Source organism: Erwinia phyllosphaerae (assembly GCF_019132875.1).
In the GTDB taxonomy this organism is placed as follows: Bacteria; Pseudomonadota; Gammaproteobacteria; order Enterobacterales; family Enterobacteriaceae; genus Erwinia; species Erwinia phyllosphaerae.
Window position 1 is genome coordinate 1 of record NZ_JAHSPF010000013.1, and the last position, 26,980, is coordinate 26,980.

The window sequence follows — 26,980 nt, forward strand, 5'->3', positions numbered from 1 at the left end:
TTTTGCGTCCGGAGACGCTGATATCAATCCTGCGAGTGCCCACACAGATTGTCTGATAAATTGTTAAAGAGCGTTGCCACATATCTCGTGTGGCGCGGGGTGCAGATGTTACGCTTTCCCGCTGTAGAGTCAAGGAATTTCTCACTTTTCTCTTTCTAACCCGGCGACTCGTAAGCCGTTGTTCCGTGTCAGTGGAGGCGCATTATAGGGAGTTCTCGGCGGCTGACAACCCCTATTTGCAAAAAACTTTCTGACCGTCGATTTTTTACGCAAAAATGGGCTAAAGCGCCAGTTTTTCCAGTTTTTCGAAGCCATAACGCCGTAAAACGGGCATTAATTGTACGGCTTCGGCCGTCATCGCCAGACACAGAGCCAGATTATTTTCTGCAGAACCGATTTTGGGCGACTCATTTTCTAATAGCCAGGCCGTGCGACGTGCAATGGCCGCACCCGAATCGATCAGCCGCGTTCCTTCCGGTAGTACCTGCTGCAATTCATCCGCTAATAAAGGGAAGTGCGTACAGCCGAGCACGACGGTATCGGGCGGCTCCTTCATCCGCAGCCATGGCTGCAGAATACGCTTTATCTCTTCCAGCGGAACATCTTTACCTTGCAGCTTCGCCTCCGCCAGCTCTACCAGCTCGGCAGAACCCAACATCTCCGTTTTGCACTCGCGGGCAAAACGCTTTACCAACTCATGCGTATAAGGACGCTTTACCGTCCCACGCGTTGCCAGCAGGCCAACAATACCATTACGCGTCAGGCGCGCAGCAGGCTTAATGGCGGGAACGACGCCCACTACGGGAAAATCGAAACGCTCGCGCAAGGCGGGTAACGTCACGGTACTGGCCGAGTTACAGGCAATAACCACCAGCGCCAGCGGATAAGTTCGGGTTACGGCAGTCACGATTTCAACCACGCGCTCCACGATAAACTCTTCGCTCTTTTCTCCGTAAGGAAAAGCGACATTATCGAAAGCGTAGATATAGTGCAGATCCGGCAACAGCTGCCGGATCTCATCATAAACGGATAGCCCACCGACGCCGGAGTCAAAGACCAGCACGGTGGGTCGCAGATTAGAAGGTGTAACTTCCGCTGAGGTAGTACTCTCGTCCTGGAGTTTGATAGCCATACACTGTCTCGTAATCTTTATCGAACAGGTTGGCAATTCTACCACGAACGGTCAGCTGGGATGTGACAGGATACGAAACTGCAAGATCCCACAGGCTGACGCCGCCAAGCTTGACGGTTTCATAGGTGTTGTAATTGGTATCGTAGCGCTCGCCGAGATACTGATAGCTTAGCGACCAGTCAACATCATACAGCGTATAATCAAGCTGATACTTCACCTGCTGTTTAGCTCGCCGCACCAGTAATTTGTCGGTGTTGGCATCACGCGGGTCTAAATAGTCCCAGGAAACCGTATGGCTAACCGGGCCGGTGTCGAACGAAGCCGTCGCCTCTACACCTTTAATACGCGCTTTACTGACGTTGTAATAGCTGTTGTTGGCATAGGCAATGAGATCGTCAATGTCGTTGCGATAGCCAGAGAGATGCCAGCTAACAGGCCCGCTAAGCCCTTCTACACCGCCTTCCCACTGCTTACTTTTTTCGGGATCGAGGTTGGGATTACCGTAAGAGCTATAAAGCTGCCCATACTGCGGCGCTTTGAAAGCTGTGCCGTAGCTGGCGAATAAACGATAGCCGGAAAGGAATTCCCAGGAGGCCGCGCTCTGCCAGGTGTTGTGCCAGCCGAACTGGCTATTGTCATCGCCGCGAACCGCGCCTTCCAGCGTGACCTCGCCAAACTGCTGCTGTGCGGTAGCGTAGAGGCCGGTATTGTGTTGCTCATAGCCGTTCGTCAGATAAGCCGTGCCCGGTTCGGTAGACTGTCTTTGCCAGTCAACGCCGCCGCTTAGCGCTCCTCGCCCAACCTGCAACGTGTTACCCCACTGCACATTATATTGTTCTATATCGTCTGCCGTCGCAGCCTCGCCATATCGACCCTGCCGTGGGTCGTAGTTATAGTCTTTAGTATGGCTATAGCTGGCGATCAGTTGCGTAGAGTAGATGTCGCGATTGAAGCGCAGGCCGGTATCCCATGTCTGACTATAAAGCTGACGAGTATCGGGCAGACCGGTTATCTGGCTATAGTCAGAATTGTAGCTGTAGGTTCCGTCATAAGCCGTGCGGTTGTCGTAACCGTAACCACGCACGAAACCACTGAATTCATCATCGAACTGATGCTCTATCGCGCCATAGAGACTTTTACTCATAAAGCCGTCGCGATCTTTCTGCGCCGGATCGCCGCTCGTATCCGGCAGGTTCGCGACCACATCATATCCTTTGGTATAGGTATAGTTGCCGGCCAGGGTAACGCGCGTGTCCTTACCCAGCATTTGCTGCGTAGAGCCGTCATAGCTCTGATAGCCGTTTGAACCGGTACCCGCGGTCAGCGTTGTTCCCGGTTTTTCGCGACCGGTAATAATGTTGACTACGCCGCCGATTGCGTCCGAGCCGTAAACAGCAGACCGCGCGCCGCGCACGTATTCAATTCGCTGCACTAAGGAAAGCGGAATCTGGCTAAGATCGGAAGAACCGCTAATACCGGCCTGGTTAAGACGAATACCGTCAATCAGCACCAGAACATGACTGGAATTGGTGCCGCGAATAAACAGCGAGCTGGTTTGCCCCATCCCGCCGTTCTGCGCGATATCGACACCCGGTAGCCGACGCATGACGTCAGTTAAGCTTTTTGATTGCCAGCGATCGATCTCTTCCCGCGTAACGACGGTAACAGGAGCCAGCACGGAAGAAACGGGCTGCGCAAAACGGTTTGCGGTGGTGACCAGCGTGTTCTCTGCATCCTGAGCAAAGCCGTTCTGCGCCCAGAGGGAAATCGCCGTTGCGCTGAAAGCCAACAGTTTGTGTTTCGTTATCATTATGAATCGCATCCAAAAAAACATGCAGGATGCCGCAGGCGTACGAGAATGAGCGCGCTCGTACAGTTTGCGACGTAATACCGGCAGGTCTTCGGGCTCGGAATCATGAACTGGTGAAGACTTCCCATCGAAAGACAGTGTCTGGCACCCATGAAAACATTCCACACCGCTGCGCGTCAGCTCCAGCTTTACACTGGATTCCCTTTTAACTTATTGAAAGGCCGGAATCGCATTTTATGTTCATCCGTTACAGGAATCTACACGTCAGCCCGTCTAAAAGAAGATGGAACCGGACAACGCTGGACATTGCGCGGTGGATGCCTACAATCGCAGGGCTTTAAAGTCCCTTAACCCAGGAAAGACCATGACGCCCGAACAGCTGCCGATCGAACAATACGATGCCCAACTGGAAGAAAAAGTTGCGCGTCTGAAGACGCTGATGGTGCCCTTTACCGCTCAGAACGTTGAAGTGTTCCGTTCGCCAGTCAGCCACTACCGCATGCGGGCTGAGTTCCGGATCTGGCACGACGGCGACGACCTTTACCACATTATTTTTGACCAGCAGACGCGCCAGCGCATTCGCGTTGACAGCTTCCCGGCCGCCAGCGAGCTGATCAATAAGCTGATGCCTCGCCTGATTGACGCGCTGCGCGATAACCGCGTGCTGCGCTATAAGCTGTTCCAGATAGATTATCTGTCGACCATGAGCGGCCAGATTGTGGTGTCCATGCTCTACCACCGTGCCTTAACGGACGAATGGCAACAGGCCGCCAGCGCGCTGCGTGATGAACTCCGCGCGGAAGGTTTCGATCTGCATCTGATTGGTCGCGCCACCAAAACCAAAATCTGCCTGGATCGTGATTACGTGGACGAGCGTTTGCCGGTGGCGGGCAAAGAGATTATCTATCGCCAGGTAGAAAACAGCTTCACCCAGCCTAATGCTGCAATGAACATTAAGATGCTGGAATGGGCGCTGGATGTTACTAAAAACGCTAACGGCGATCTGCTGGAACTTTATTGCGGCAACGGTAATTTCTCTTTAGCGCTGGCGCGTAACTTCAGGCGCGTTCTGGCAACGGAAATCGCCAAACCCTCCGTCGCTTCCGCACAGTATAATATTGCTGCTAACCAGATTGAAAACGTGCAGATTATCCGCATGGCGGCCGAAGAGTTCACCCAGGCCATGAACGGCACGCGCCAGTTTAACCGGCTGGAAGGCATTGATTTAAGCAGCTATGAATGCGAGACGATTTTTGTCGATCCGCCGCGCAGCGGACTGGATGATGAAACGGTGAAGATGGTGCAGGCTTATCCGCGCATTCTCTATATTTCCTGCAATCCGCAGACGCTGTGCGATAACCTGGCTACGCTTTCTGCCACGCATGACGTTGAGCGGCTGGCGCTGTTTGACCAGTTCCCCTATACCCACCATATGGAATGCGGCGTTCTGCTAACGCGGCGCTAAGTAACGGAATGCGGCACGTCCCGCTACCCGGCACTAAGTAACTGGACAGGCTTTTTGCTAACGCGGTGCGAAGTAAAAGAAAGCGAGGCCGTTCGGCCTCGCTTTCTTTTTAATTATCCTGGCCGCCTTTACGCACGCGCAGTTTTAATCCGATCCAGAACACCAGCGCCACCATCAGGATGGTCTGGATAAAGTTGGAACCGATATCGGGATATTCTGCACGAACGATAGTGCTGTAGAGCAGAATGCCGAGCAGAAAGAAAGCCGCAGCAACAGACGGCATGCCGTCCGGCATCGCGCGGTTAAGATAGCGCTGATGCAGGCACCAGGCGGAAAGGCCCAGTGCTATAAGAGGGAAAACGGAAAAAGGCACAATGGAACTGAACAGCACCGAAAACGATCCGTTGATCGATAAGCCGGTAAGGAATGACAGCAAGAGCGTTCCTTTATCACGGCCGGTCGCTAAACTCATGTTTTTCTCCTAATCATGGAGATCCGGCGTCACCGCCAGCTTCTCCTGCTCACGTCGATACCAGTAGTAAGCGCCCTTAGAAATCATCCGCAGCTGTAGCACCAGCCTCTCTTCCAGCTGGCGGCGCTGAGCGACGTCAATATCCAGCGCTTCCGCCCCGGCGTTAAAAACGATAATCACCATCGCCTCCGCCTGCGCTTCGGTAAAGCTGCGCGGCATGCGATTTTCAATTTCAAGGTAGTCCGCCAGTTCGGCGATAAAATGCTGGATCTCACGGGCAACGGCGGCACGAAAAGCAGCAGAAGTGCCGGAGCGTTCGCGCAGCAGTAAACGAAAAGCGTTGGGATTATTGCCGATGAACTCCATAAAAGTGGAGACCGAGGTGCGAATAACGCTGCCGCCTTTGGCGATACGCTGGCGTGCCTGACGCATCAGCTGACGCAGCATCAAACCGCTTTCGTCTACCATGGTCAGCCCAAGCTCGTCTACGTCACGAAAATGGCGATAAAAAGAGGTTGGCGCGATTCCCGCTTCACGGGCAACTTCCCGCAGGCTCAGGCTGGCAAAACTCCGCTCGGCACTCAGTTGACTAAATGCCGCTTCAATCAGCGAACGTCGTGTCCGTTCTTTTTGCTGCGCTCTGACGCCCATGTTTGTGCCTGTTTTACCTGCCAGATTTGCACTATATCAAACTTTCAGCGTACAGAGGCATCAAGTTTGTGAATGCCTGTTACCCTTTTACTTTGTCAATTAATGGCAAATAAGGCAGTTAAAATTGGGAAGCCGCTCACAAGATGTTAGAATAAAGTTGAAAATTTGTATAAAAAAATAGGACGTATTGGTATGCAACAGTCTTATGATTATGACGCCATTGTAATTGGCTCCGGCCCCGGCGGCGAAGGCGCGGCAATGGGGCTGGTAAAACAGGGCGCGCGCATTGCGGTCATTGAGCGCTATCACAATATCGGTGGCGGTTGTACCCACTGGGGAACCATTCCCTCTAAAGCGCTGCGTCACGCCGTCAGCCGTATTATCGAATTTAACCAGAATCCACTTTATAGCGATCATACTCGCCTGCTGCGTTCCTCTTTTGCCGACATCCTTAACCACACGGAAAACGTCATCAGTCAGCAAACACGGATGCGTCAGGGCTTTTATGAGCGTAACCGTTGCGAACTGTTTCAGGGCGACGCGCGCTTTGTTGATGCGAATACCATTGAAGTCACCACGCACGACGGCACTGTCGATCGGCTGACCGCCGAAAAATTTGTGATCGCCTGCGGTTCCCGGCCCTATCACCCGGCCGACGTCGATTTTACGCATCCACGCATCTATGACAGCGACTCTATTCTTGACCTGCACCACGAGCCTGGCCACGTCATTATTTATGGCGCGGGCGTTATCGGCTGCGAATATGCTTCTATCTTCCGTGGACTGAACGTAAAAGTTGACTTGATCAACACGCGCGATCATCTGCTGGCGTTTCTGGATCAGGAAATCTCTGATTCGCTTTCTTATCACTTCTGGAACAGCGGCGTGGTGATTCGCCACAACGAAGAGTTTGAGAAGATTGAAGGCGTGAGCGACGGCGTCATCATGCACCTTAAATCCGGTAAAAAGGTAAAAGCAGACTGTCTGCTTTACGCCAACGGACGTACGGGGAACACGGACGATTTGGGCCTTGAAAACGTGGGGCTGGAAGCGGATGGCCGTGGCCTGCTGAAGGTCAACAGCATGTATCAGACCGCGCAGCCGCATATTTATGCCGTGGGTGACGTCATTGGCTATCCAAGCCTCGCTTCCGCCGCTTACGATCAGGGGCGTATTGCTGCCCAGGCGCTGATTAAAGGCGAAGCGAACGCGCATCTGATCGAAGATATCCCGACCGGTATCTATACCATTCCGGAAATCAGTTCAGTGGGCAAAACGGAACAGCAGCTGACGGCAATGAAAGTGCCTTATGAAGTGGGCCGCGCGCAGTTTAAGCATCTGGCACGTGCGCAGATTGTCGGCATGAATGTCGGCAGCCTGAAAATCCTGTTTCATCGCGACACTAAAGAGATTTTGGGTATTCATTGCTTTGGCGAGCGCGCCGCCGAGATTATCCACATCGGCCAGGCCATTATGGAACAGAAAAACGGCGGCAACACGATTGAGTATTTCGTGAATACCACCTTTAACTATCCAACAATGGCTGAAGCCTACCGTGTAGCGGCGCTGAACGGATTAAACCGCCTGTTTTAGCGTGCTGTGCATGTAACCCTGCATATGGGTGCGGATTGCCTCTGCCAGCTGCTCATAGCGGCCGCGCAGCGGCGATCCGGGCCGGTAAACCAGCGCGATAGTGCGCTGCGGTTCCGGTTTGTAGCACGGCAGATAGCAAACGCCGTCGCGCACGCGCTCTTTTGGCACCGCCAGCGCAGGCAGTAGGGTAATGCCGCTGCCCGCCGCGACCATATTGCGCAGCGTCTCCAGACTGGTAGCGCGAAAATGGGTATCTTCATCCGCACCCGCCTGAAAGCAAAAGCCCATCGCCTGGTCGCGCAGGCAGTGGCCATCTTCCAGCATCAGCAGTTTCTCACCGGCCAGATCGGACATCGGCACGCGATCGCGCTCGTGCCACGGATGATCCTGATAGATCGCCAGCTTCATCGGCTCATCAAACAGCGGGACTTCAATAAACGCTTCGGACTCTTTCACCAGCGCCAGAATAGCGCAGTCGAGCTTGCCGCTGTCCAGCTGCGCCAGCAGCTGCTGCGTTTGCGCTTCATGCAGATACATTTCCAGCTTGGGGAAAGTTTGATGCAGCGTTGGAATAATTTGCGGCAGCAGATAAGGCCCAACCGTGGGGATTAGCCCAATATGCAACGGCCCGGACATCGCCTCGCCCTGCTGGCTGGCCATCTCTTTCAGTACCTTGACCTCGCGCAGCACGGTGCGCGCCTGGTCCACCAGCAGCAGTCCGGCCTGAGTAAAAAGCACTTTACGGCTGGTACGTTCCAGCAGCATAACGCCCAGTTCATCTTCCAGCTTGCGGATCTGTCCGCTGAGCGTGGGTTGACTGACGTGGCAGGAATCGGCTGCACGTCGAAAATGGCGGTGTTCAGCCAGAGCTACCAGATACTCAAGATCGCGAATATTCATTCATTTCCTCCGAACCACGATAGTTCGTGGCGATAGATAGAATAGCAATCAACGATTAGCCCTATCAAGCGCAGATGTTAATAATGTCACCCGTTCGAGAGATGAATCACTTTTTACCCCTAATCAAGAGGTAGTTTATGTTTGCAAGTCAGGAAGGTAAGTCAGTCCCACAGGTCACTTTTCACACGCGTCAGGGCGACAGCTGGGTAGACGTCACGACTGATGAGCTGTTCAAAGACAAAACCGTTATCGTCTTCTCTTTGCCAGGCGCGTTTACGCCGACCTGCTCGTCAAGCCATCTGCCGCGCTATAACGAGCTGTCTGACGTTTTCAAAAAACACGGCGTGGATAACATTCTTTGCGTATCGGTTAACGACACTTTCGTCATGAACGCTTGGAAAGCCGATCAGCACGCTAACAACATTACTTTTATTCCGGATGGCAACGGCGACTTTACTCGCGGTATGGACATGCTGGTTGAGAAAGCGGACCTTGGTTTCGGGCCTCGCTCATGGCGTTACTCCATGCTGGTTCGTAACGGCGTGGTAGAAAAAATGTTTGTTGAGCCAAACAAGCCGGGCGACCCGTTTGAAGTCTCCGACGCTGATACCATGCTGCGCTACCTGGCTCCGGAATTTAAAGTGCAGGAATCCGTCTCGCTGTTTACCAAGCCAGGCTGTCCGTTCTGCGCCAAAGCCAAGCAGATGCTGCTGGATCGCGGTATTCAGTATGAAGAGATCGTGCTGGGCCAGGATGCGACTACCGTCAGCCTGCGTGCTGTAACCGGTCGTGCCACCGTCCCGCAGGTCTTTATCGGCGGACGCCATATTGGCGGCAGCGACGACTTAGAGCAGTTCTTTTTAGCTTAAAAAATCGAGAAGGCGATCGCTCGCCCTCTTATGTGCTTAAAACCAATAATAAAGTCGAAACTCTTTGGCGGGCCTGATGCCCGCCTTTTTTATTTCTACGCCAGACGGTTTTTCGCGTCGGTAATCGCCAGCGAAACCTGATGAGGCGACACGCCGCCTTTCGCGTTACGCTTATCCAGGCAGGATTGCAGCGACAGCAGCGGATAAACATCTTCGCCAATCGTTTCGCTATATTTTTGCAGCTCTTCCAGCGGCAGCGCTTCCAACGCCACGCCTTTGCCGATAGCCGCTACCACTACTTCACCAACAATATGGTGCGCTTCACGGAACGGTAAGCCTTTGGCAACCAGATAGTCGGCCAGCTCGGTCGCATTCGCATAACCCTGCTCTGCGGCTTCCTGACAGCGCGGACGTTTCACCTGAATCCCATCCAGTACCAGCGCGGCCATGTGCAGGCAGTCGGACCAGGTATCCAGCGCGTCGAACAGCCCTTCTTTGTCTTCCTGCATATCTTTATTGTAAGCCAGCGGCAGGCCTTTCAGCGTCATCATCATGCCGGTCAGCGCGCCCTGTACGCGACCACACTTGCCGCGGATCAGCTCCAGCGCATCCGGGTTCTTTTTCTGCGGCATCAGGGAAGAACCGGAAGTCACGCGATCGGAAAGCTCAACAAAACCGGCTTCGCCCGTATTGAAGAAAATCAGATCTTCTGCGAAACGGGAAAGATGCACCATGCCGATGGACGCATCGGAAAGCAGCTCCAGCACGTGATCGCGGTCAGAAACGGTATCCAGGCTATTGCGCGTGGCAGAAGCGAAGCCCAACCAGCCAGCCAGCTGTTCACGATCGATTTCGTACGCCGTACCGGCCAGCGCGCCGCAGCCAAGCGGGCTGACGTCCAGACGCTTTAGCGTATCCTGCAGGCGGCTTTCGTCGCGCGCCAGCATCTCAACATAGGCCAGGCACCAGTGTGCAAAGGTTACCGGCTGCGCGCGCTGCAAATGGGTATAGCCTGGCATGACTGCATCTTTATTCGCTTCGGCGGTAGTGACCAGCGCCTGTTGCAGCTGCTGCGTAGCCGTCAGCAGCTCGCTAATCTGCGCTTTACACCATAGCTTCAGGTCGGTTGCGACCTGGTCATTACGGCTGCGTCCGGTATGCAGCTTTTTGCCGAGCGCGCCGACTTTTTCAATCAGGCGACCTTCAACATAGCTGTGAATGTCTTCCGCATCGCTTTCTAAAATCTGCTGGGGATTAGCACGCACTTCTTCCAGCAAAACGTTCAGCGCGCTCTCAAGCTGCTGCTGCTCGTCCGCGGTCAGAACATTGACCGTTACCAGCGCTTTGGACCAGGCGACGGACCCGATAATGTCCTGCTCTGCCAGACGATAGTCGAAGCGCAGCGAGTCATTAAACTGTTTGAAACGTTGATCTGCTGCCTGAGTAAACCGTCCACCCCAAAGTGCCATGTCAGTGCTCCATTAAATTCGTTGAATGATAAGGCGGAACGAGTCCGCTATAGCGCCGGGCAAACAACCAATCCTTTAGCCTGTGACCCGGCGGGTATCTTCCGTGACGCCCTGAATATCGCCGTTACTTCTGCTTTTTCTCGTTCAGCGCACGGATGCGTGAAGAGAGCGAGAACAGACGGATAAAGCCGCCCGCGTGGCTGTGGTCGTAAACTTCGTCTTCGCCGAAGGTCGCGAACTCTTCAGAATAGAGGCTGTTAGCCGATTTCTTCTGGATCGCGGTAACCTGGCCTTTGTACAGCTGCAGAACCACTTCACCGTTCACTTCTTCCGCCAGCGATTCCGCTGCGGCCTGGATAGATTTACGCAGCGGCGCGAACCAGCGGCCGTCATACACGACGTAAGACATCTCATGGCCCAGCTGCTCACGCCATTTGAAGCTATCCCGATCCAGCACCAGCTGTTCAACCGCACGCAGCGCGTTAACCATAATGGTGCCGCCAGGCGTTTCATAGCAGCCGCGAGACTTGATGCCCACCAGACGGTTTTCCACGATATCAATACGGCCTACGCCATGCTTCGCGCCAAGCGTATTCAGTTTTTCCAGGCAGCCGTACGGGCTTAACGCTTCGCCGTTTACGGCAACCACGCGGCCTTTTTCGACGCTTACGGTAACCTGTTCAGGCCGATCCGGCGCTTCCAGCGGATCGACAGTCCAGACCCAGCAATCTTTGTTTGGCGCGTTCCACGGGCTTTCCAGCACGCCGCCTTCGGTGGAGATATGCCATGCGTTTTCATCACGGCTGTAGATTTTTTCCAGCGACGCGGTAGTCGGAATATTGCGCTCTTTCAGGTAGTCCAGCAGCGCTTCACGTGAACGCAGGTTCCACTCACGCCACGGCGCGACAACTTTCAGCTGCGGAGCCAGTGCGGTATAGGTGGTTTCAAAACGTACCTGGTCGTTACCTTTGCCGGTCGCGCCGTGGCACAGCGCGTCCGCGCCGACTTTCAGCGCCAGCTCAACCTGCGCTTTGGCGATGATTGGACGAGCCATAGAGGTGCCCAGCAGGTAAGTTCCTTCGTACAGCGCGCCAGTTTGCAGCACGGGATAAACGTAGTCGCTGATGAACTCTTCACGCAGATCGACAACGTGGCATTCAGAGGCACCGGACTGCAAAGCTTTCTGCTCTACGCCTTCCAGATCGCCACGCTCCTGGCCGATATCCGCGACAAAGGCAACCACTTCACAGCCGCCATAGTTCTCTTTCAGCCACGGAATAATCGCGGAGGTATCCAGACCACCTGAGTAAGCCAGAACGATTTTCTTGATGCTTTTATCTTGCATTGTCTTTTCCTTGAACCGGTTAAGCGAGGATCCGGGTGCCAATCGACACGCCGTTAAAAAGGGTTGGCAGCTGCTCGGCATGACGCCAGCTGGCAATATCGACCGGACGACCCAGCGTGCGGGCGGCGTCCAGCGCGGCGTTAACTTTGACGATCATGCCATCGGTAATAATGCCCTGCGCAATCAGCTGTTCCGCCAGCGCCGTGGTCATTTCGGCAATCCGCTGGCCTTTGCCGTCCAGAATGCCGCTGACGTCGGAAAGCAGCACCAGATCGGCACCCAGCGTAGCGGCTAAGGCGGTCGCGGCCTGATCGGCGTTAACATTCATCAGCTTGCCGTCTTCGGTAATGCCGATAGAGCTGATAACCGGCAGCCAGCCAGCTTCCAGCAATGTATTAATCAGTTTTGGATTGCCCGGCGTCGCCTGGCCAACGTGCCCCAGCTCTTCATCAAAAGCCGCCACGTTGACGCTGCCACCGTCGCCCAGGCACAGGCCGACCGCATCAATGCCGTGTTTCTTTGACCAGGCCAGCAGCGTTTTATTAGCCGTTCCCGCCAGCGCGCCGGTAATGATGTCGATCTGATCGGCAGGCGTTACGCGCAGGCCGTTTTTCTTTTTCACCGGCAGCGCGAGCTTGCTCATCAGCTCGTCTACCAGGCAGCCGCCGCCGTGAACGATCAGCAGAGGCCGCTGATGCGTCTCGCGGTATGCCACCAGCGCGTCAAACAGGCGCGCCAGCGCTTCTTCGCTGTCCAGCAACACGCCGCCGAGTTTAATAATTAAAGGATTGGTCATTGGCTTTCTCACTGATTAAATAAGCGACTGCGTTTCCGGGAAACCGAAACGAATATTCATACACTGCACGGCCTGCGACGAAGCGCCCTTCAGCAGATTGTCTTCTGCCGAGACGATAATCGCGTGCTCACCCTGTACGGCAAAACCGATGTCGCAGAACGGCAGTCCAACCACGCCTTTGATTGACGGCACGCCTTTATCATAGACGCGCACCAGCGGTTTATCTTGATAGGCGTTATGGAAGGCTTCCGCCACGTCTTCACGCGTTACGCCCGCCTGCAAACGACAGGTCGTGGTCGCCAGGATACCGCGTGGGAAATTACCCAGATGCGGCGTGAAAATGACCGGGATACCGAGATGCGCGGCAATTTCCGGCTGATGACGATGCGTAAAAATGCCATAAGGTTGCAGGCTAACTTCGCAAAAACTGGTGGCGACGGAGGCTTTGCGTCCCGCGCCGCTGACGCCGCTCGTGGCGTTAATTACCGGCCACTGCGCTTCGTTAAGCAGATTCGCTGCAATCAAAGGCTTTAAAGCCAGCTGGGCAGCGGTCGGGTAACAGCCCGGCACGGCAATCAGCTGCGCTTCTTTTAGCTTGCTTTGCTGCCACTCGGCCAGGCCATAAACGGCTTTATCCAGCCAGGCTTTATGCTGATGCGGGAAGCCGTAATAGTCGGTAAAGAAGCTCTCTTCATTAACGCGAAAGGCTGCGGACAGGTCAAATACCACGCAGCCTGCCGCCAGGAACTCCGGTGCCAGATCGTGGCTGACTTCGTGCGCGGTAGCCAAAAACACGACGTCGACCTTATCCGCAAATTCCGCCGCGCTGGCTAGCGGCTGCAGCGGCATATCGACAATGCCTTTCAGCTGCGGATGCAGGTCGGAAAGCAATTTTCCTGCGTCAGGGCTTTGCGCTGAGACCGCTAAAGCGGTTATGTTCACCTGAGGATGACGATTCAGGTAGGTCGCAAGCTCTACGCCAGCATAGCCACTGGCACCAACAATCAGCGTATTTAACATCGGACACCTTATAACGGTCTCGGGTTTTGGGTGGCGGCTAATGCCGTCTGCCCACGCGATTAGCGCCGGATATGCAGGAAATTTGGTTTCCATCCCCACGCCATTAATGTATTTTTATTCACTATTAGTGCATGAATATTGATACTATCCTAACGCAAGGACTGTCAACAGTGAAGACAAAATTACCGCCTTTTATTGAGCTTTACCGTGAGTTGATTGCCACGCCGTCCATCAGCGCCACCGACAGCGCAATGGATCAGAGTAATGAAGCTTTAATCAGTTTGCTGGCAGGCTGGTTTCGCGACCTTGGCTTTGAGGTTGAAGTTCAGCCGGTTCCCGGCACGCGCCACAAATTTAATATGCTGGCCCGCACCGGCAACGGTGCTGGCGGCCTGCTGCTGGCCGGACACAGCGACACCGTTCCTTTCGACGATGGCCGCTGGACGCGCGATCCCTTTACCCTGACCGAGCATGACAACAAGCTGTACGGCCTGGGCACCGCCGATATGAAAGGCTTTTTCGCCTTTATTCTGGACGCGCTGCGTGATGTTGACGTGACGAAGCTGAAAAAACCGCTCTACGTCCTGGCCACCGCCGATGAAGAAACCACGATGGCGGGCGCGCAATACTTTTCCGAAAACGCCACCATACGTCCCGACTGCGCAATTATCGGCGAGCCTACGTCGCTCCAGCCGGTGCGCGCGCATAAAGGCCATATGTCGAACGCTATCCGCATTGAGGGCCAGTCCGGCCATTCCAGCGATCCCTCACGCGGCGTCAACGCGATTGAACTGATGCACGAATCGATCACCCAGCTGATGGAATTACGTAACACGCTGAAGTCACGCTATCACCATGATGGTTTTGCGATCCCTTATCCCACCATGAATTTTGGCCACATCAACGGCGGCGATGCGGCTAACCGTATCTGCGCCTGCTGCGAGCTGCATATCGACCTTCGTCCTCTGCCGGGTTTAACGCTGAACGAGCTGGAAGGATTGATCAACGAATCGCTGACGCCGGTTAGCGAACGCTGGCCTGGCCGCGTGACGGTTAGCCAGCTGCACCCGCCGATTCCCGGTTACGAGTGCCCGGCCGATCACAAGCTGGTCAAAGTGGTGGAGAAATTGTTAGGCACGGAAACCTCCATCGTAAACTACTGCACCGAAGCGCCTTTTATTCAGGAATTATGCCCAACGCTGGTATTGGGACCGGGATCGATCAACCAGGCGCACCAGCCGGATGAATATCTCGACACCGCTTTTATCAAGCCAACCCGCGAGCTGATTACGCAAGTCGTGCAACATTTTTGCCACCATTAAGCGCTATTTGTCTTATCAGGCCGGAAAGATAATGTTTTTTCCGGCTTTGCCGACGTTTTCCGTTACTTCAGGCGATAAGAATTACTTATCGCGCTTCTCCTTTGTTAAATTTCATAAATTCCCGCAAGTTAGCGCCAGCTTTGCGCGTGTTTAAGTCAATTGACGGATGGCAGGGAACGTGGCTAGATAAAAGGCAATGTTATACCGGCGACGGTAGAGAGTGATAAAAACAACGGTCAGGGGTCTTATGAACGAACAATATTCCGCAATGCGAAGTAATGTCAGTATGCTCGGCAAACTGCTCGGGGATACGATTAAGGATGCGCTGGGTGAAAACATCCTGGACCGGGTGGAAACCATCCGTAAGCTCTCCAAGTCCTCCCGCGCGGGAAACGACGCCCACCGTCAGGAGCTGCTCTCTACGCTCCAAAATCTTTCTAATGACGAACTCCTGCCCGTTGCGCGCGCCTTCAGCCAGTTCCTCAACCTGACCAACGTCGCCGAGCAATACCACACTATTTCCCCTAAAGGCGAAGGCGCTAATCATCAGGAGCTGCTGGCCAAAACCTTCGAGCGCTTAAAGCAGCAGCCAAACCTGACGGAAGCGAAGATCCGCGAGGCCGTTGAGTCGCTTTCGCTGGAGCTGGTGCTGACCGCTCACCCGACAGAGATCACTCGCCGCACGCTGATCCACAAGCTGATCGAAGTAAATAGCTGCCTTAAGCAATTGGATCACCACGATCTTCCTGATTATGACCGATCGCAGATCATGCGCCGTCTGCGTCAGCTGGTCGCGCAGGCCTGGCATACCGATGAGATCCGTAAATATCGCCCTACGCCCGTCGACGAGGCTAAATGGGGCTTTGCGGTGGTTGAAAATAGCCTGTGGGAAGGCGTGCCGGCCTTTCTGCGCGAACTGTACGAACAGGTGGAAGCCTCATTTGGCGTGAAGCTGCCGGTGGATTATGTGCCTGTCCGCTTTACTTCCTGGATGGGTGGAGACCGTGACGGCAACCCGAACGTGACGGCGAAAATTACCCGTCACGTGCTGCAACTGAGCCGCTGGAAAGCGACCGACCTGTTCTTACGTGATATCGCCGTGCTGGTTTCCGAGCTGTCGATGTCGGAGTGTACGCCAGAAGTTCGCGAGCTGTGCGGCAATCCCGACGCGCTGGAACCGTACCGTGAAATTATGAAAAACCTGCGTGCCCAGCTGCTGGCGACCCAGGCTTACCTTGAGCGTCGTCTGAAAGGCGAACGCCCCGCGCGTCCGGATAATCTGCTGATTTCCAACGATCAGCTGTGGGATCCGCTTTACGCCTGCTATCAGTCCCTACAGGCCTGCGGCATGGGCATAATCGCTAACGGCCAGCTGCTGGATACATTGCGCCGCGTGAAGTGTTTTGGCGTGCCGCTGGTGCGCATCGATCTGCGTCAGGAAAGCACGCGCCACACCGATGCGATTGCAGAAGTGACCCGTTATCTGGGCCTGGGCGACTATGCCAGCTGGTCAGAAGCCGATAAGCAGGCATTTCTGATTAGCGAGCTGACTTCTAAAAGGCCTTTACTGCCGCGTCAGTGGGAGCCGAGCGCCGACACGCAGGAAGTGCTGGATACCTGTCGCGTGGCGGCAGAAGCGCCGCAGGGGTCTATCGCCGCCTACGTCATTTCGATGGCGAAAACGCCTTCGGACGTGCTGGCCGTCCATCTGCTGTTAAAAGAAGCAGGTATCCCTTTTGCTATGCCGGTGGCACCGCTGTTTGAAACCCTGGACGATCTGAATAATGCTAACGACGTGATGCAGCAGCTGCTGGATATCGGCTGGTATCGCGGCTTTATTCAGGGCAAGCAGATGGTAATGATTGGCTATTCCGACTCGGCAAAAGATGCGGGCGTGATGGCGGCCAGTTGGGCACAGTATCAGGCGCAGGACGCGCTGATTAAAACCTGCGAAAAAGCGGGCATCGCGCTGACGCTGTTTCATGGACGCGGCGGCACCATTGGTCGCGGCGGCGCACCGGCACATGCGGCCCTGCTTTCCCAACCGCCGGGTAGCCTGAAAGGCGGACTGCGCGTGACGGAACAGGGAGAGATGATCCGCTTTAAATATGGCCTGCCGGAAGTGACCATCAGCAGCCTGACGCTTTATACCAGCGCTATCCTTGAAGCAAACCTGCTGCCGCCGCCGGAGCCGGAAAAAGCCTGGTGCGGCATCATGGACCAGCTTTCTGCTGACTCCTGCGAGATGTATCGCGGCTACGTGCGTGAAAACAAAGATTTTGTGCCCTACTTCCGCTCGGCCACGCCGGAGCAGGAACTGGGCAAACTGCCGCTGGGTTCGCGTCCGGCCAAGCGTCGCGCAAGCGGCGGCGTAGAATCGCTGCGCGCCATTCCGTGGATTTTCGCCTGGACGCAAAACCGTCTGATGCTGCCCGCCTGGCTGGGCGCGGGCGCGGCGCTGCAAAAAGCGATGCAGGCAGGCCATCAGGATCAGCTGGAGGCGATGTGCCATAACTGGCCCTTCTTTTCTACGCGTCTGGGCATGCTGGAGATGGTCTTTGCCAAAGCTGACCTGTGGCTGGCGGAATATTACGATCAGCGTCTGGTAGACCGTTCGCTGTGGACGCTGGGCAAGCAGCTGCGCGAGCAGCTGGATTCCGATATTAAAGCGGTGCTGACTATCGCCAACGACGCGCACCTGATGGCGGATCTGCCATGGATTGCCGAATCTATTGCGTTACGTAACGTGTATACCGATCCGCTGAACGTGTTGCAGGCGGAACTGCTGCATCGTTCCCGCTTACAGGAAGCCAGCGGCGAAGAACCGGATGCGCGAGTTGAGCAGGCGCTGATGGTAACGATAGCGGGCGTGGCGGCCGGTATGCGCAATACGGGCTAAGGATTCAGGCACGAAGCCATAGCGAAAGGCGCTCATATCTGGCAGATATGAGCGCCTTGCTGATTTTATGGGCGCTTTACCTTATCAGGCAGCGGAGACGGCCACGGCGGGACGGACGCCCAGCGTATGGCAAATGGCGTAACTCATTTCCGCACGGTTCAGCGTATAGAAGTGGAAATCTTTGACGCCTTCACGACTCAGGATTTTCACCATATCCATCGCTACATTGGCGCCCACCATTTTGCGGGTTTCCGGATCGTTATCCAGCCCGGCAAACATGCTGGTCATCCAGCCCGGCACGCGGACGTTAGTCATGGCGGCGAAGCGCTGAAGCTGCTTAAAGTTGGATACCGGCAAAATGCCCGGTACGATTTCCACATCGATACCGGCCGCGACGCAGCGGTCGCGAAAGCGCAAATAGCTTTCTACGTCAAAAAAGAACTGGGTAATCGCTCGGTTTGCGCCCGCATCCACCTTTCGCTTCAGGTTAATTAAATCTGACTGAGCGCTTTTTGCTTCCGGATGCACTTCCGGATAGGCGGCCACGGAAATATCAAAGTCGCCGACTTCCTTCAGCAGGCCCACCAGATCCGCACCGTACATTTCCGGTTTGCCGCCGCCTGGCGGTAGGTCGCCGCGCAGCGCCACGATATGACGAATGCCGTTATTCCAGTAATCCTGCGCAATAGCACGCAGCTCGGCGCGGGTGGCGTCCACGCAGGTTAAATGCGGTGCTGCTTCCAGTCCGGTGCGATCTTTAATGCCTTTAATGATGCTGTGCGTGCGGTCGCGCTCGCCGGAGTTAGCGCCGTAGGTAACCGAAACGAATTTAGGTTTCAGGCTGCTAAGACGATCGATAGAGTTCCATAGCGTTTGTTCCATTTCGCTGGTACGTGGCGGAAAAAACTCAAAAGATACGTTAATTTGCCCGTTCAGCTCGGCCAGACTTTGATTGAGCGCTTCGCGCTGGTTGGCGTGGAAAAAACTCATGGCTTACCTCATCGATCGCAGAAAGAAACTGCCCGCCTTGAACATCCATACGTTTAGACGTCCAGACATTCAAAATGAACGATTGCACAAATTTCGTCAACAGATAAATAGTGCAGAGAGGTGACAAATTTTCAACAAAGCTGAAGAAAATTCATACAGCAAAAAGAAGTCAGAAAAATCAATGAAGGAGAGAAAGAAAGAGCGGGAAGCTTGTTCAGGCCAGTACATCAATAATTTCAGAAACAGCGAAAGCCGCGCCGTCCGTGGCGCCTGGCTAACCTCTGTCGTACTTTATGTTATAACGCGTTTTTACCAGCGGCTATAGCAGCTGTGCCAGCCGGTTAATATCGGACTGGATAGCACCCGCCGTCACGTCACGCCCTGCACCCGGACCACGAATAACCAGCGGATTATCGCGATACCAGCGGCTTTCAATGGCAAAAACATTATCGCAAGGCAGTAACGAAGCCAGCGGATGGTCGTTTCTGACCGCTTCCACCCCGACTCGCGCCTTACCGTTAGCGTCAAAACGCGCCACATAACGCAGCACCAGCCCCATTTCCTGAGCGGCCTCAAAACGCTGCTGCATCTGTTCATTCAGCGCTTCACCGTTTTCGAAAAAGTGATCGATATTCTCTTTTTCACAGCTTTTCGGTACCAGAGACTCCATGCGTACCTGATCGGGCTCGATATCGTAGCCTGCCTCACGCGCCAGAATCACCAGCTTGCGCATTACGTCCTGGCCAGAAAGATCGACGCGCGGATCGGGTTCGGTCAGTCCCTGTTGCCAGGCCTGCTCCACCAGATCGGTAAAGGGAACCGTGCCGTCATACTGCAAAAATAGCCAGGAAAGCGTGCCGGAAAAAATACCGCTGATCGACAGAATGCTGTCGCCGCTTTCACGCAAATCGCGCACGGTATGGTTAACCGGCAGACCCGCGCCGACCGTGGCGTTATACAGCCAGTGACGCCCGGTTTTGGCAAAGGCATCACGTATCTGGCGATAGCGGTCGCTGCTTGACGCGCCGGCAACCTTGTTTGCGCCAATAACGTGAAAACCGTGGCTGGCGAAATCAAGATACTGTTCGGCTAACTGCTCGCTGGCCGTGACGTCCAGCACCACCAGATCGTCAAACGGATGTGCCCGCATCCACAGGAAGAGCGACTCTTCATCCCTTACGACGGCTTCGTCTTCAAAGAAGGCGAGCACGCGGCTGGCGTTCAGCCCGTCATAGCTAAGCAGGCTGCGGCGGCTGTCGACTACCCCCGCCAGCACATATTCAAAACCGGTGCGTGCAGACAAGGTTTCCTGCTCGCGGGCAAACAGCTCCAGCCAGCGGGAACCGATATTGCCTTTGCCAAACAGCACCAGGCCAACCTGCTTTTCCGCACGGAACAGCGACTGGTGCAGTCCACGAATAAGGTGTTCAGTTGGGCCGACGCGCAGCACGGCTACCAGGCTGATGCCCTCTTCCGACTGCCAGATAAACTCGACCGGCTGGTCTTTCAGCTGCTGCCAGAAACGGTGGCTGTGCAGTGGATTACGGCAAACGCCAGCGCCGACCAGCGCCACCAGCGCCATGCCTTCGCGTAGCTGAAGACGGCCGGGAAGCGCAGCGTCCTGCAGCAGCGACAGTGCACCGTTAACGATTTCCGAGGTATAGCAAAGCTGGAGCAGATGGCGGTCAGGATGCGCGCCGATTGCCAGCGGACGAAGCTGGGCGCGCTGCAACAACCGATCGATTTCCTTTTGCGCCGCTTTAAAATCGTGCTGCGGCGGCACCTGGAACTCAATCAGGCAGACGTCATCATGGCTGGTAACAATGCGCGCGCCCGTTCCTGAAGCCAGCACGCGCTCGATACGTGTGGAACCCTGCTCCGGCTGATAGCTGCAACGCAGCTGTAAATCAATGTCGCTGCCGGAAACAGGCTGTAGCGTGCGCGTATGCAGCACCGGTGCGGCCAGGCGAGCCAGCTCGCTGGCTTCATCCAGACGCAGCAGCGGTAGCAGACAGGCATCCTTTACCTTGCGCGGATCGGCGCTATAGACGCCAGCTACATCGCTCCAGATAGTCACGCGGGAAACGCCAGCCAGCGCGCCAATCTGCGTTGCCGAATAGTCGCTGCCGTTACGGCCCAGCAGAACGGTTTCGCCTGCCTCATTGCGGCAGATAAAGCCCGTGACTACCAGCCTTTCGCCCGGATGCTGCGCCATCAGCTGTTGCAGCAGCGGCCAGGATTTACCTTCATCCACCTGCGGCTGGGCCGATCTTTCAGCGCGTAAAAATTCGCGTGCGTCCAGCCAGCTTGCCGCCATATCCTGCAGCTGTAACACGGCGGCCATCAGGCGTGCTGACCAGATTTCACCGTGTCCGACGACCTGCGCATAGACGGCTTCGGTCATATTGCCGTCCAGCAGGGCGGCCAGCTTTTCCAGATCGTGGATAAATTCGCTAATCAGCCCATCCGCACTCGACGGCGGCAGCAGGCTGCTAATCAGTTCGCTTTGATAGCGACGCAGCGCCTGCTGCACCTGATGGGCAGCAAGCCGATCGCTCTGGCTCAGCTTCAGCCAGCTAATCAGCTGATTAGTTGTGCTGCCTGCCGCAGAAACGACCATCATGTCGCCAGGACGGCTGTATTCCGCCATGATACCCGCAACCCGCAGATAACATTTGGCGTCGGCAAGGCTGCTACCACCGAATTTATGCAGCTGACGCGCGCCTGCTGCCACTGCTGACTGACTCATGCTTACCTCTCAGCCGCTATCCGGAACGCGTTATCCAGATCGGCAATTAAATCTTCGTGATCTTCAATTCCTGTCGAAATACGCAGCAGCGTTTCCGAAATACCAGCCGCCGCGCGGGCTTCTGCCGACATGCCGGCATGGGTCATGGTCGCCGTGTGGGAAATCAGGCTTTCCACGCCGCCCAGCGATTCCGCCAGGGTAAACAGCTCCAGCGCTTTCAGGAAACGGCGCAGCGTTTGCTCATCACCGTCCAGCTCAAAGCTGAGCATGGCACCAAAACCTTTTTGCTGGCGCACCGCAAACTGATGGCCTGCGTTTTCCGGCAAGGAAGGATGATACAGCTTTTTCACCAGCGGCTGCTGCTTCAGGTAGTCTACCAGCGCCAGCGCATTACGCTGTGCCGCCGCCATGCGCGGTGCCAGCGTTCTTAAACCGCGCAGCAGCAGATAGCTATCGAAAGCCGCGCCGGTTACGCCGATATTATTGGCCCACCAGGCCAGCTCTTTGACTCGCTCAGGATCTTTGGCGATGACCGCGCCAGCGACCACATCCGAGTGGCCATTAAGATACTTGGTGCAGGAATGAATAACCAGATCGGCACCCAGCGCCAGCGGATTTTGCAGCGCCGGACTCAGGAAGGTGTTATCGACCACGCTAACCGCGCCGACCGCCGCCGCCGCCTTACAAATGGCTTCGATATCCACCACGCGCAGCAGCGGATTACTTGGGCTTTCTACCAGCACCAGCTTCGGTTTTTCGGCCAGCGCCGCATGCAGCGCCGCTTCGTCACCCTGATCGACAAATTTTACGCGATACGCGCCGCGCTTGCTCAGGCTGTCAAACAGACGATAGCTACCGCCGTAACAGTCATGCGGCGCGACCAGCAAATCGCCAGGCTGTAAAAACACCGTACAGACCAGATGAATAGCCGACATACCGGTGTTGGTCATCACCGCGCCAGCCCCCCCTTCCAGCTCTGCCAGCGCACGCTGCACTACGTCACGAGTCGGGTTGCCGCGACGAGAATAGTCGTGCGCGCGTGGCTCGTTAAAATCGGTAAAGTTATAGGTGCTGGAAAGATGAATAGGAGGGACAACGCAGCCATACTGTTCGTCATCATTCAAACCGCTGCGTACTGCGATGGTTGCCTGTTTGCGCGTCATGGTGCATAAATTCCTGCAGGAGAATAAAGAAGAGCCAACAGCATAACAGGGAACAGATAGACGTCAATACATCTGGACTTCTAAATGTCTTTGCGTATAGATTGAGCAATCTGCCAATAACCGTTAAGATTACGCTTTTGCACCCACAGAAAGTGGGAGCAATACAGTGTGATGTAAGCGAACTTCGGGCATAATTAGCCGAATTTTGGCATATTTCAATTTTTGATAATGACTAAGGTACCCCATGGCTGAATGGAACGGCGAATATATCAGCCCTTACGCCGAGCACGGTAAAAAGAGCGAACAGGTTAAAAAAATCACGGTATCCATTCCGTTAAAAGTTCTGAAAATCCTGACTGACGAGCGTACCCGTCGCCAGGTTAACAATTTGCGTCACGCTACCAACAGCGAACTGCTGTGCGAAGCGTTCCTGCACGCCTTCACCGGCCAGCCTTTGCCAGATGATGTCGATCTGCGCAAAGAGCGAAGCGATGAGATTCCGGAAGAGGCGAAAGCGATCATGCGCGAAATGGGCGTCGATCCTGACACCTGGGAGTATTAATTCCTTCCGCCGCATGGCTGTGGTTTTCCTCTTTTTACTGATGGGCAGGCCCCGACAAACCTGCCCATCAGAAACATGCTTATCTCTATTATTCTTTCCGGGTTGCCTTCTGATATAAATATTATTCACCCGGATAATAAATCAGTTAGTGCCAGAAAAATCCTGGAAGATAGCCAACAAATTATATGCTGCGCGAAATATAATCTTCATTGTTGCATCAGTAATGATATTCAAGTAGAGTCTCGTCCGTTTAAAAAATAGAGATATGGAATAACTCATGGAAAGAGTATTTCAAAACGGGCATTATACTTCGCCTGTTTTATTTATTTTACTATTTACTTTGACAGCAACCCATGCAGAAACGGCACTACCCGATATTTCTGGAAAACAACATATCCAGGAAACATCTGTTAGCACGGCAAGCCAGGAGAGATCGCGTAAGAAAATCCTTCAGCCTGCGGCCCCGGAGGCCCGCTCAAAACTTCAGGGAACAACAATAAAAAAACTGTATTTCCCTGTAGAAAAAAACTGCTATTTTATTGATAAAGTCACTTTAAAAATTGACAGCAGCAAACTTAAATTAAACAACATCTATTATTTCACTCAACAAGCACAGGGAAAATGCCTTGGCGTGCAGGGTATCCGCCTGCTGGCAAAAACGCTTCAGGATGAAATTATTCGCCTTGGCTATATCACTACCCGCATTAATATTCAGAATCAGGATCTGCACAGCCGGGAGCTAAAGTTTGAGATTACTTCCGGAAAAGTAGGCAATATCATCGTGGATAAGAGCGGCGCTGACCATATTAATTTAGCTACCACCCTCCCTTTAAAACACGGCGATATACTCACCCTGCGCGACCTTGAACAGGGGAGTTTTAATTTACAACGCGTGCCGGGCTCCAGCGTGAAGATTAATCTGGTGCCGGGTAAAGAGAGTGGTGAAAGCGACATTTATATTTATCGCGAACAGGATAAATTCTGGCAGGTTCGGGCATGGGCGAATGATGCTGGCGCTAAGGCGACCGGACGTTACCAGGCAGGCGCGGCGCTCTATCTTAATAATCTTAGCTCGCTGAGTGATACTTTTTATCTTTCTTACGGTCACGATCTTGCCAAAGGACATACCGTACAGGGCAACAGCAATCGGTCAGTTGGCTATACGCTTCCCTGGGGCTACTGGTGGCTGGATTTGTACGCCAGCCAGAGCCGCTATCAGCAGCATGTTCGCGGCAACTGGAGCGACTGGATGCTGAACAATGATAATGCCTGGTACAGTGCCCAGCTCAACCGCGTGCTGTCCCGAACGGTGGGGCAAAAAACCACGGCGGGACTGCAAATCTTTAATAACGGATCGCGCTATTACTTCAACAGTCTGGAGTTAACCAGCATGCGTAAAAAAAGCGCGGGCTGGAAAGCCGTGCTTCAGCAACAGCGCTCTTTTGGCAATAGCGTCGTTATCGGAACGGTAAGTTTTCAAAAGAAAAGGCCCTGGTTTGGTAGCAACAATACGCCTGAACAGCAGCTGAATCTTATCGACCGTGCAGGAAGATTATTTTTATTAGACCTGGAGGCCTCGGTAAATTTCAATTTATCCGGGCAGTGGTTTAACTATGCGCCGCATTTTGCTCTACAGCTTACTCCGGACCGTTTGTCTTCACTGGACAGTTTTTCTTTAGGTAACAGATGGACGGTGCGCGGCTTTGATGGTGAATCCAGCCTGCAGGAAAATAAAGGATGGTACTGGCGCAACGATTTTAACTGGATATTTCCCGAAAGGAATTATCGACCCTATATCGGTATAGATATGGGCCAGGTAACGGAAAAAAGCAAACAGAAATATTATGGCGGCAGGACGATAGCAGGCAGCGTGGCAGGTCTACGGGGCGAATACCGACAGGTTAGTTACGATTTGTTCGCTGGCCTTCCTTTGGTAAAACCAGAGGGTTTTCATACTGCCCCATTGACGCTGGGCTTCTCGCTACAATGGCAATATTAAAGGAGGATAAGCTAAAGAAAAAAGATATCACCACCCACTATAAACATCATAAATTAAAGGACTAAAGATGAAACAGCATAAATTTAAAGTACTTTCCCTGGTGATTACCGCAGCGCTTTTCACTCATTCAGCGTTGGCAGATCCGGGCAGCTATACCCATCATAACGGTTTCTCCGTAGTTGATATTAATAAAGCTGACGCAAACGGACTTTCTCACAACATGTGGAAAGAGTTTAACGTAACCAACAACGGTATGGTGCTGAATAACAGTACTGAAAATACCCTTCGCCCCAACGGTAATATTCCTAAAAACAATAATCTTACTGACGCAGCTAAAATAATTTTAAATGAAGTTATTTCTGACCGGGCCAGTACATTAAATGGTTATATCGACGTAGTCGGACAAAAGGCTGATGTGATCATTGCTAACCCGAACGGCATCACCTGTTCTGGCTGTAGCTTTATTAATACCGGGCGCGCTACGCTCACCACCGGCACGCCAACTTTTACCAATGGCGCACTGACGGGTTTTAACGTCGCCAACGGAAACGTTACGGTAAATGGTCAAGGCCTGGCCAATGAGGGCTACACTGATATTCTGGCAAGAAACATTCGTATTCAGGGGAAAATCTCCACGGGCGAGCTGAAGGCTATTGCCGGTGTTTATAGCTACGACAGCGCAAGCAGCGTGGCAACCTCCAGTAAGACCACTTTGTGGAACACGGGCGTTGACGTCAGCGCACTTGGAGGGGTAACGGCAGACGTTATCCGACTGCAAACCACCGACGTCGGTTCCGGAGTAAATAATAGCGGCATTTTGCTGGGCGATAACCTGCAAATCTCGTCTAACGGCGCGTTAACTAATGGTGGAACCATCACCGCTACCGCGGCTGGTCTGCAATCTGCCGGCAATATGACCAACAACGGCGCAATCACCAGCACCAGCCTGCAGGCTTATACCGGTGGCGCACTGATCAATTACGGTGCGATTAGCGTCAAAAACGCCAGCCTGATGGCCAATAACATACTGACTAATAACGGAACCCTGACCGCAGATGAGCAGTTAAGCGCCGTAGCGCTTAACAAAATTAGCAATGAGAAGACCGGTAAGATCAGCACCGGCAAAATGCTACAGCTAGTTTCCTATAAAGGCGATGTTGAAAATAAAGGCGAAATCGATTCGCAAGGGAATGTCCTTGCTCAAACCGGCTTTAATACTATCGACGACGCTACCGTGATCGTTTCCGATAATGTCCGTGTAATTAACAGCGGCACTCTGAATGCGAAAAATAATGTTTCTTTAGCGGCAACTAAAGAGATTGCGCTGAACTCAGGCGTGTTAACAGCCGGAGGAACCGCCTATCTTACTGCCGCATCGGTGACAAATGCTGCCACTGTCGACAGCAAAGATTTAACTGTCTATGCCAGCTTGGTTAAAAACACGGGCGTTATGCAGGCTACTGACCACCTGAATGTTACCGGGAACAGCGGCATTGAAAATACAGGGACGCTGCAAAGTGGCGAGATGACTCTTAAGAGCGATGGCAAAATCAGTAACGAAAGGTGCTTATGGTTTTGCAACAGAGGCACGCTTACTGCTGACAAAATTATTGTTAATGCCGCCGCTATGAACAAAGTTAACGAGCTGGGTGGGAACATCTACACGCCAACTTTTGAGATGAATGTACCGGCCAGCAGCACTGAAGCCCAGAAGTCTGTTACAGACAACGAATAATGAGACGGTGAGGTCTTAATACAAAGAGCTGGCGAACGT

Annotated in this window: 20 protein-coding genes and 1 riboswitch; of the genes, 8 read left to right on the forward strand and 12 right to left on the reverse strand. The window is 53.9% G+C overall.

Annotated elements, in window-relative coordinates:
* Nucleotides 1-280 precede the first annotated feature (280 nt).
* The gene (gene murI / locus KUE00_RS18910) at nucleotides 281-1,132 is read right to left on the reverse strand and encodes a glutamate racemase (RefSeq protein WP_246761541.1); all 852 of its coding nucleotides are present in this window, start codon (nucleotides 1,130-1,132) and stop codon (nucleotides 281-283) included.
* Nucleotides 1,077-2,942 (reverse strand): TonB-dependent vitamin B12 receptor BtuB, encoded by a 1,866-nt coding sequence (btuB, locus tag KUE00_RS18915; protein WP_281434679.1) that lies wholly within the window; start codon nucleotides 2,940-2,942, stop codon nucleotides 1,077-1,079. Before btuB ends, murI begins: the two co-directional genes overlap by 56 nt.
* A gap of 65 nt (nucleotides 2,943-3,007) precedes the next feature.
* Nucleotides 3,008-3,183: riboswitch (cobalamin riboswitch) on the reverse strand.
* A gap of 123 nt (nucleotides 3,184-3,306) precedes the next feature.
* On the opposite strand from btuB, the gene trmA reads away from it, so the two are divergent.
* Entirely contained in the window at nucleotides 3,307-4,407 is a 1,101-nt protein-coding gene (gene trmA / locus KUE00_RS18920) for a tRNA (uridine(54)-C5)-methyltransferase TrmA (RefSeq protein WP_246761542.1), read from the forward strand.
* A 109-nt stretch (nucleotides 4,408-4,516) separates the two neighbouring features.
* Here the strand turns inward: trmA and KUE00_RS18925 are convergent, their stop codons facing one another.
* Nucleotides 4,517-4,879 carry a YijD family membrane protein gene (locus KUE00_RS18925; RefSeq protein ID WP_246761543.1) on the reverse strand — a complete coding sequence of 121 codons (363 nt, stop codon included), beginning with the start codon at nucleotides 4,877-4,879 and terminating at the stop codon, nucleotides 4,517-4,519.
* A 9-nt stretch (nucleotides 4,880-4,888) separates the two neighbouring features.
* Nucleotides 4,889-5,530, reverse strand: a complete 642-nt coding sequence (gene fabR, locus KUE00_RS18930) for an HTH-type transcriptional repressor FabR (protein WP_246761544.1) — start codon at nucleotides 5,528-5,530, stop codon at nucleotides 4,889-4,891.
* A 192-nt stretch (nucleotides 5,531-5,722) separates the two neighbouring features.
* Between fabR and sthA the strand changes: the two genes are divergently transcribed.
* A complete protein-coding gene (gene sthA / locus KUE00_RS18935; RefSeq protein WP_246761545.1) occupies nucleotides 5,723-7,123 on the forward strand; it encodes a Si-specific NAD(P)(+) transhydrogenase in 1,401 nt (466 codons plus the stop codon).
* On the opposite strand, the gene oxyR is transcribed toward sthA, so the two are convergent.
* Entirely contained in the window at nucleotides 7,106-8,023 is a 918-nt protein-coding gene (gene oxyR / locus KUE00_RS18940; RefSeq protein WP_246761546.1) for a DNA-binding transcriptional regulator OxyR, read from the reverse strand. The two genes, sthA and oxyR, sit on opposite strands and share 18 nt — an antisense overlap.
* A 137-nt stretch (nucleotides 8,024-8,160) precedes the next feature.
* Here oxyR and KUE00_RS18945 point away from each other — a divergent pair, with 137 nt between their 5' ends.
* Nucleotides 8,161-8,892 carry a glutathione peroxidase gene (locus KUE00_RS18945; RefSeq protein ID WP_246761547.1) on the forward strand — a complete coding sequence of 244 codons (732 nt, stop codon included), beginning with the start codon at nucleotides 8,161-8,163 and terminating at the stop codon, nucleotides 8,890-8,892.
* Nucleotides 8,893-8,987: 95 nt separating this feature from the next.
* On the opposite strand, the gene argH is transcribed toward KUE00_RS18945, so the two are convergent.
* The 4 genes from argH to argC form a co-directional block, all read right to left on the reverse strand.
* Complete coding sequence (argH, locus tag KUE00_RS18950; protein ID WP_246761548.1) at nucleotides 8,988-10,361, reverse strand: argininosuccinate lyase; 1,374 nt, start codon at nucleotides 10,359-10,361, stop codon at nucleotides 8,988-8,990.
* Nucleotides 10,362-10,485: 124 nt separating this feature from the next.
* Nucleotides 10,486-11,706: an argininosuccinate synthase gene (locus tag KUE00_RS18955; RefSeq protein WP_246761549.1), complete on the reverse strand. Its 1,221-nt coding sequence runs from the start codon at nucleotides 11,704-11,706 to the stop codon at nucleotides 10,486-10,488.
* Nucleotides 11,707-11,725: 19 nt separating this feature from the next.
* A complete protein-coding gene (gene argB, locus KUE00_RS18960) occupies nucleotides 11,726-12,502 on the reverse strand; it encodes an acetylglutamate kinase (RefSeq protein WP_246761550.1) in 777 nt (258 codons plus the stop codon).
* A gap of 15 nt (nucleotides 12,503-12,517) precedes the next feature.
* Complete coding sequence (gene argC / locus KUE00_RS18965; protein WP_246761551.1) at nucleotides 12,518-13,522, reverse strand: N-acetyl-gamma-glutamyl-phosphate reductase; 1,005 nt, start codon at nucleotides 13,520-13,522, stop codon at nucleotides 12,518-12,520.
* Nucleotides 13,523-13,692: 170 nt separating this feature from the next.
* Here argC and argE point away from each other — a divergent pair, with 170 nt between their 5' ends.
* Nucleotides 13,693-14,844 (forward strand): acetylornithine deacetylase, encoded by a 1,152-nt coding sequence (gene argE / locus KUE00_RS18970; protein ID WP_246761552.1) that lies wholly within the window; start codon nucleotides 13,693-13,695, stop codon nucleotides 14,842-14,844.
* 247 nt (nucleotides 14,845-15,091) lie between these two features.
* Entirely contained in the window at nucleotides 15,092-17,743 is a 2,652-nt protein-coding gene (gene ppc / locus KUE00_RS18975) for a phosphoenolpyruvate carboxylase (RefSeq protein ID WP_246761553.1), read from the forward strand.
* An 84-nt stretch (nucleotides 17,744-17,827) separates the two neighbouring features.
* On the opposite strand, the gene metF is transcribed toward ppc, so the two are convergent.
* The 3 genes from metF to metB all read right to left on the reverse strand — a co-directional run bounded on the left by metF (nucleotide 17,828) and on the right by metB (nucleotide 22,645).
* Nucleotides 17,828-18,733 carry a methylenetetrahydrofolate reductase gene (gene metF, locus KUE00_RS18980; protein WP_246761554.1) on the reverse strand — a complete coding sequence of 302 codons (906 nt, stop codon included), beginning with the start codon at nucleotides 18,731-18,733 and terminating at the stop codon, nucleotides 17,828-17,830.
* Nucleotides 18,734-19,052: 319 nt separating this feature from the next.
* The gene (locus tag KUE00_RS18985; RefSeq protein ID WP_246761555.1) at nucleotides 19,053-21,482 is read right to left on the reverse strand and encodes a bifunctional aspartate kinase/homoserine dehydrogenase II; all 2,430 of its coding nucleotides are present in this window, start codon (nucleotides 21,480-21,482) and stop codon (nucleotides 19,053-19,055) included.
* Between the two features lie 2 nt (nucleotides 21,483-21,484).
* The gene (metB, locus tag KUE00_RS18990; protein WP_246761556.1) at nucleotides 21,485-22,645 is read right to left on the reverse strand and encodes a cystathionine gamma-synthase; all 1,161 of its coding nucleotides are present in this window, start codon (nucleotides 22,643-22,645) and stop codon (nucleotides 21,485-21,487) included.
* A 244-nt stretch (nucleotides 22,646-22,889) separates the two neighbouring features.
* Here metB and metJ point away from each other — a divergent pair, with 244 nt between their 5' ends.
* The 3 genes from metJ (at nucleotide 22,890) to KUE00_RS19005 (ending at nucleotide 26,941) form a co-directional block, all read left to right on the forward strand.
* Entirely contained in the window at nucleotides 22,890-23,207 is a 318-nt protein-coding gene (gene metJ / locus KUE00_RS18995; protein ID WP_013200201.1) for a met regulon transcriptional regulator MetJ, read from the forward strand.
* Nucleotides 23,208-23,484: 277 nt separating this feature from the next.
* Nucleotides 23,485-25,206 (forward strand): ShlB/FhaC/HecB family hemolysin secretion/activation protein, encoded by a 1,722-nt coding sequence (locus tag KUE00_RS19000; protein ID WP_246761557.1) that lies wholly within the window; start codon nucleotides 23,485-23,487, stop codon nucleotides 25,204-25,206.
* Nucleotides 25,207-25,273: 67 nt separating this feature from the next.
* A complete protein-coding gene (locus KUE00_RS19005; protein ID WP_246761558.1) occupies nucleotides 25,274-26,941 on the forward strand; it encodes a filamentous hemagglutinin N-terminal domain-containing protein in 1,668 nt (555 codons plus the stop codon).
* Nucleotides 26,942-26,980 lie beyond the last annotated feature (39 nt).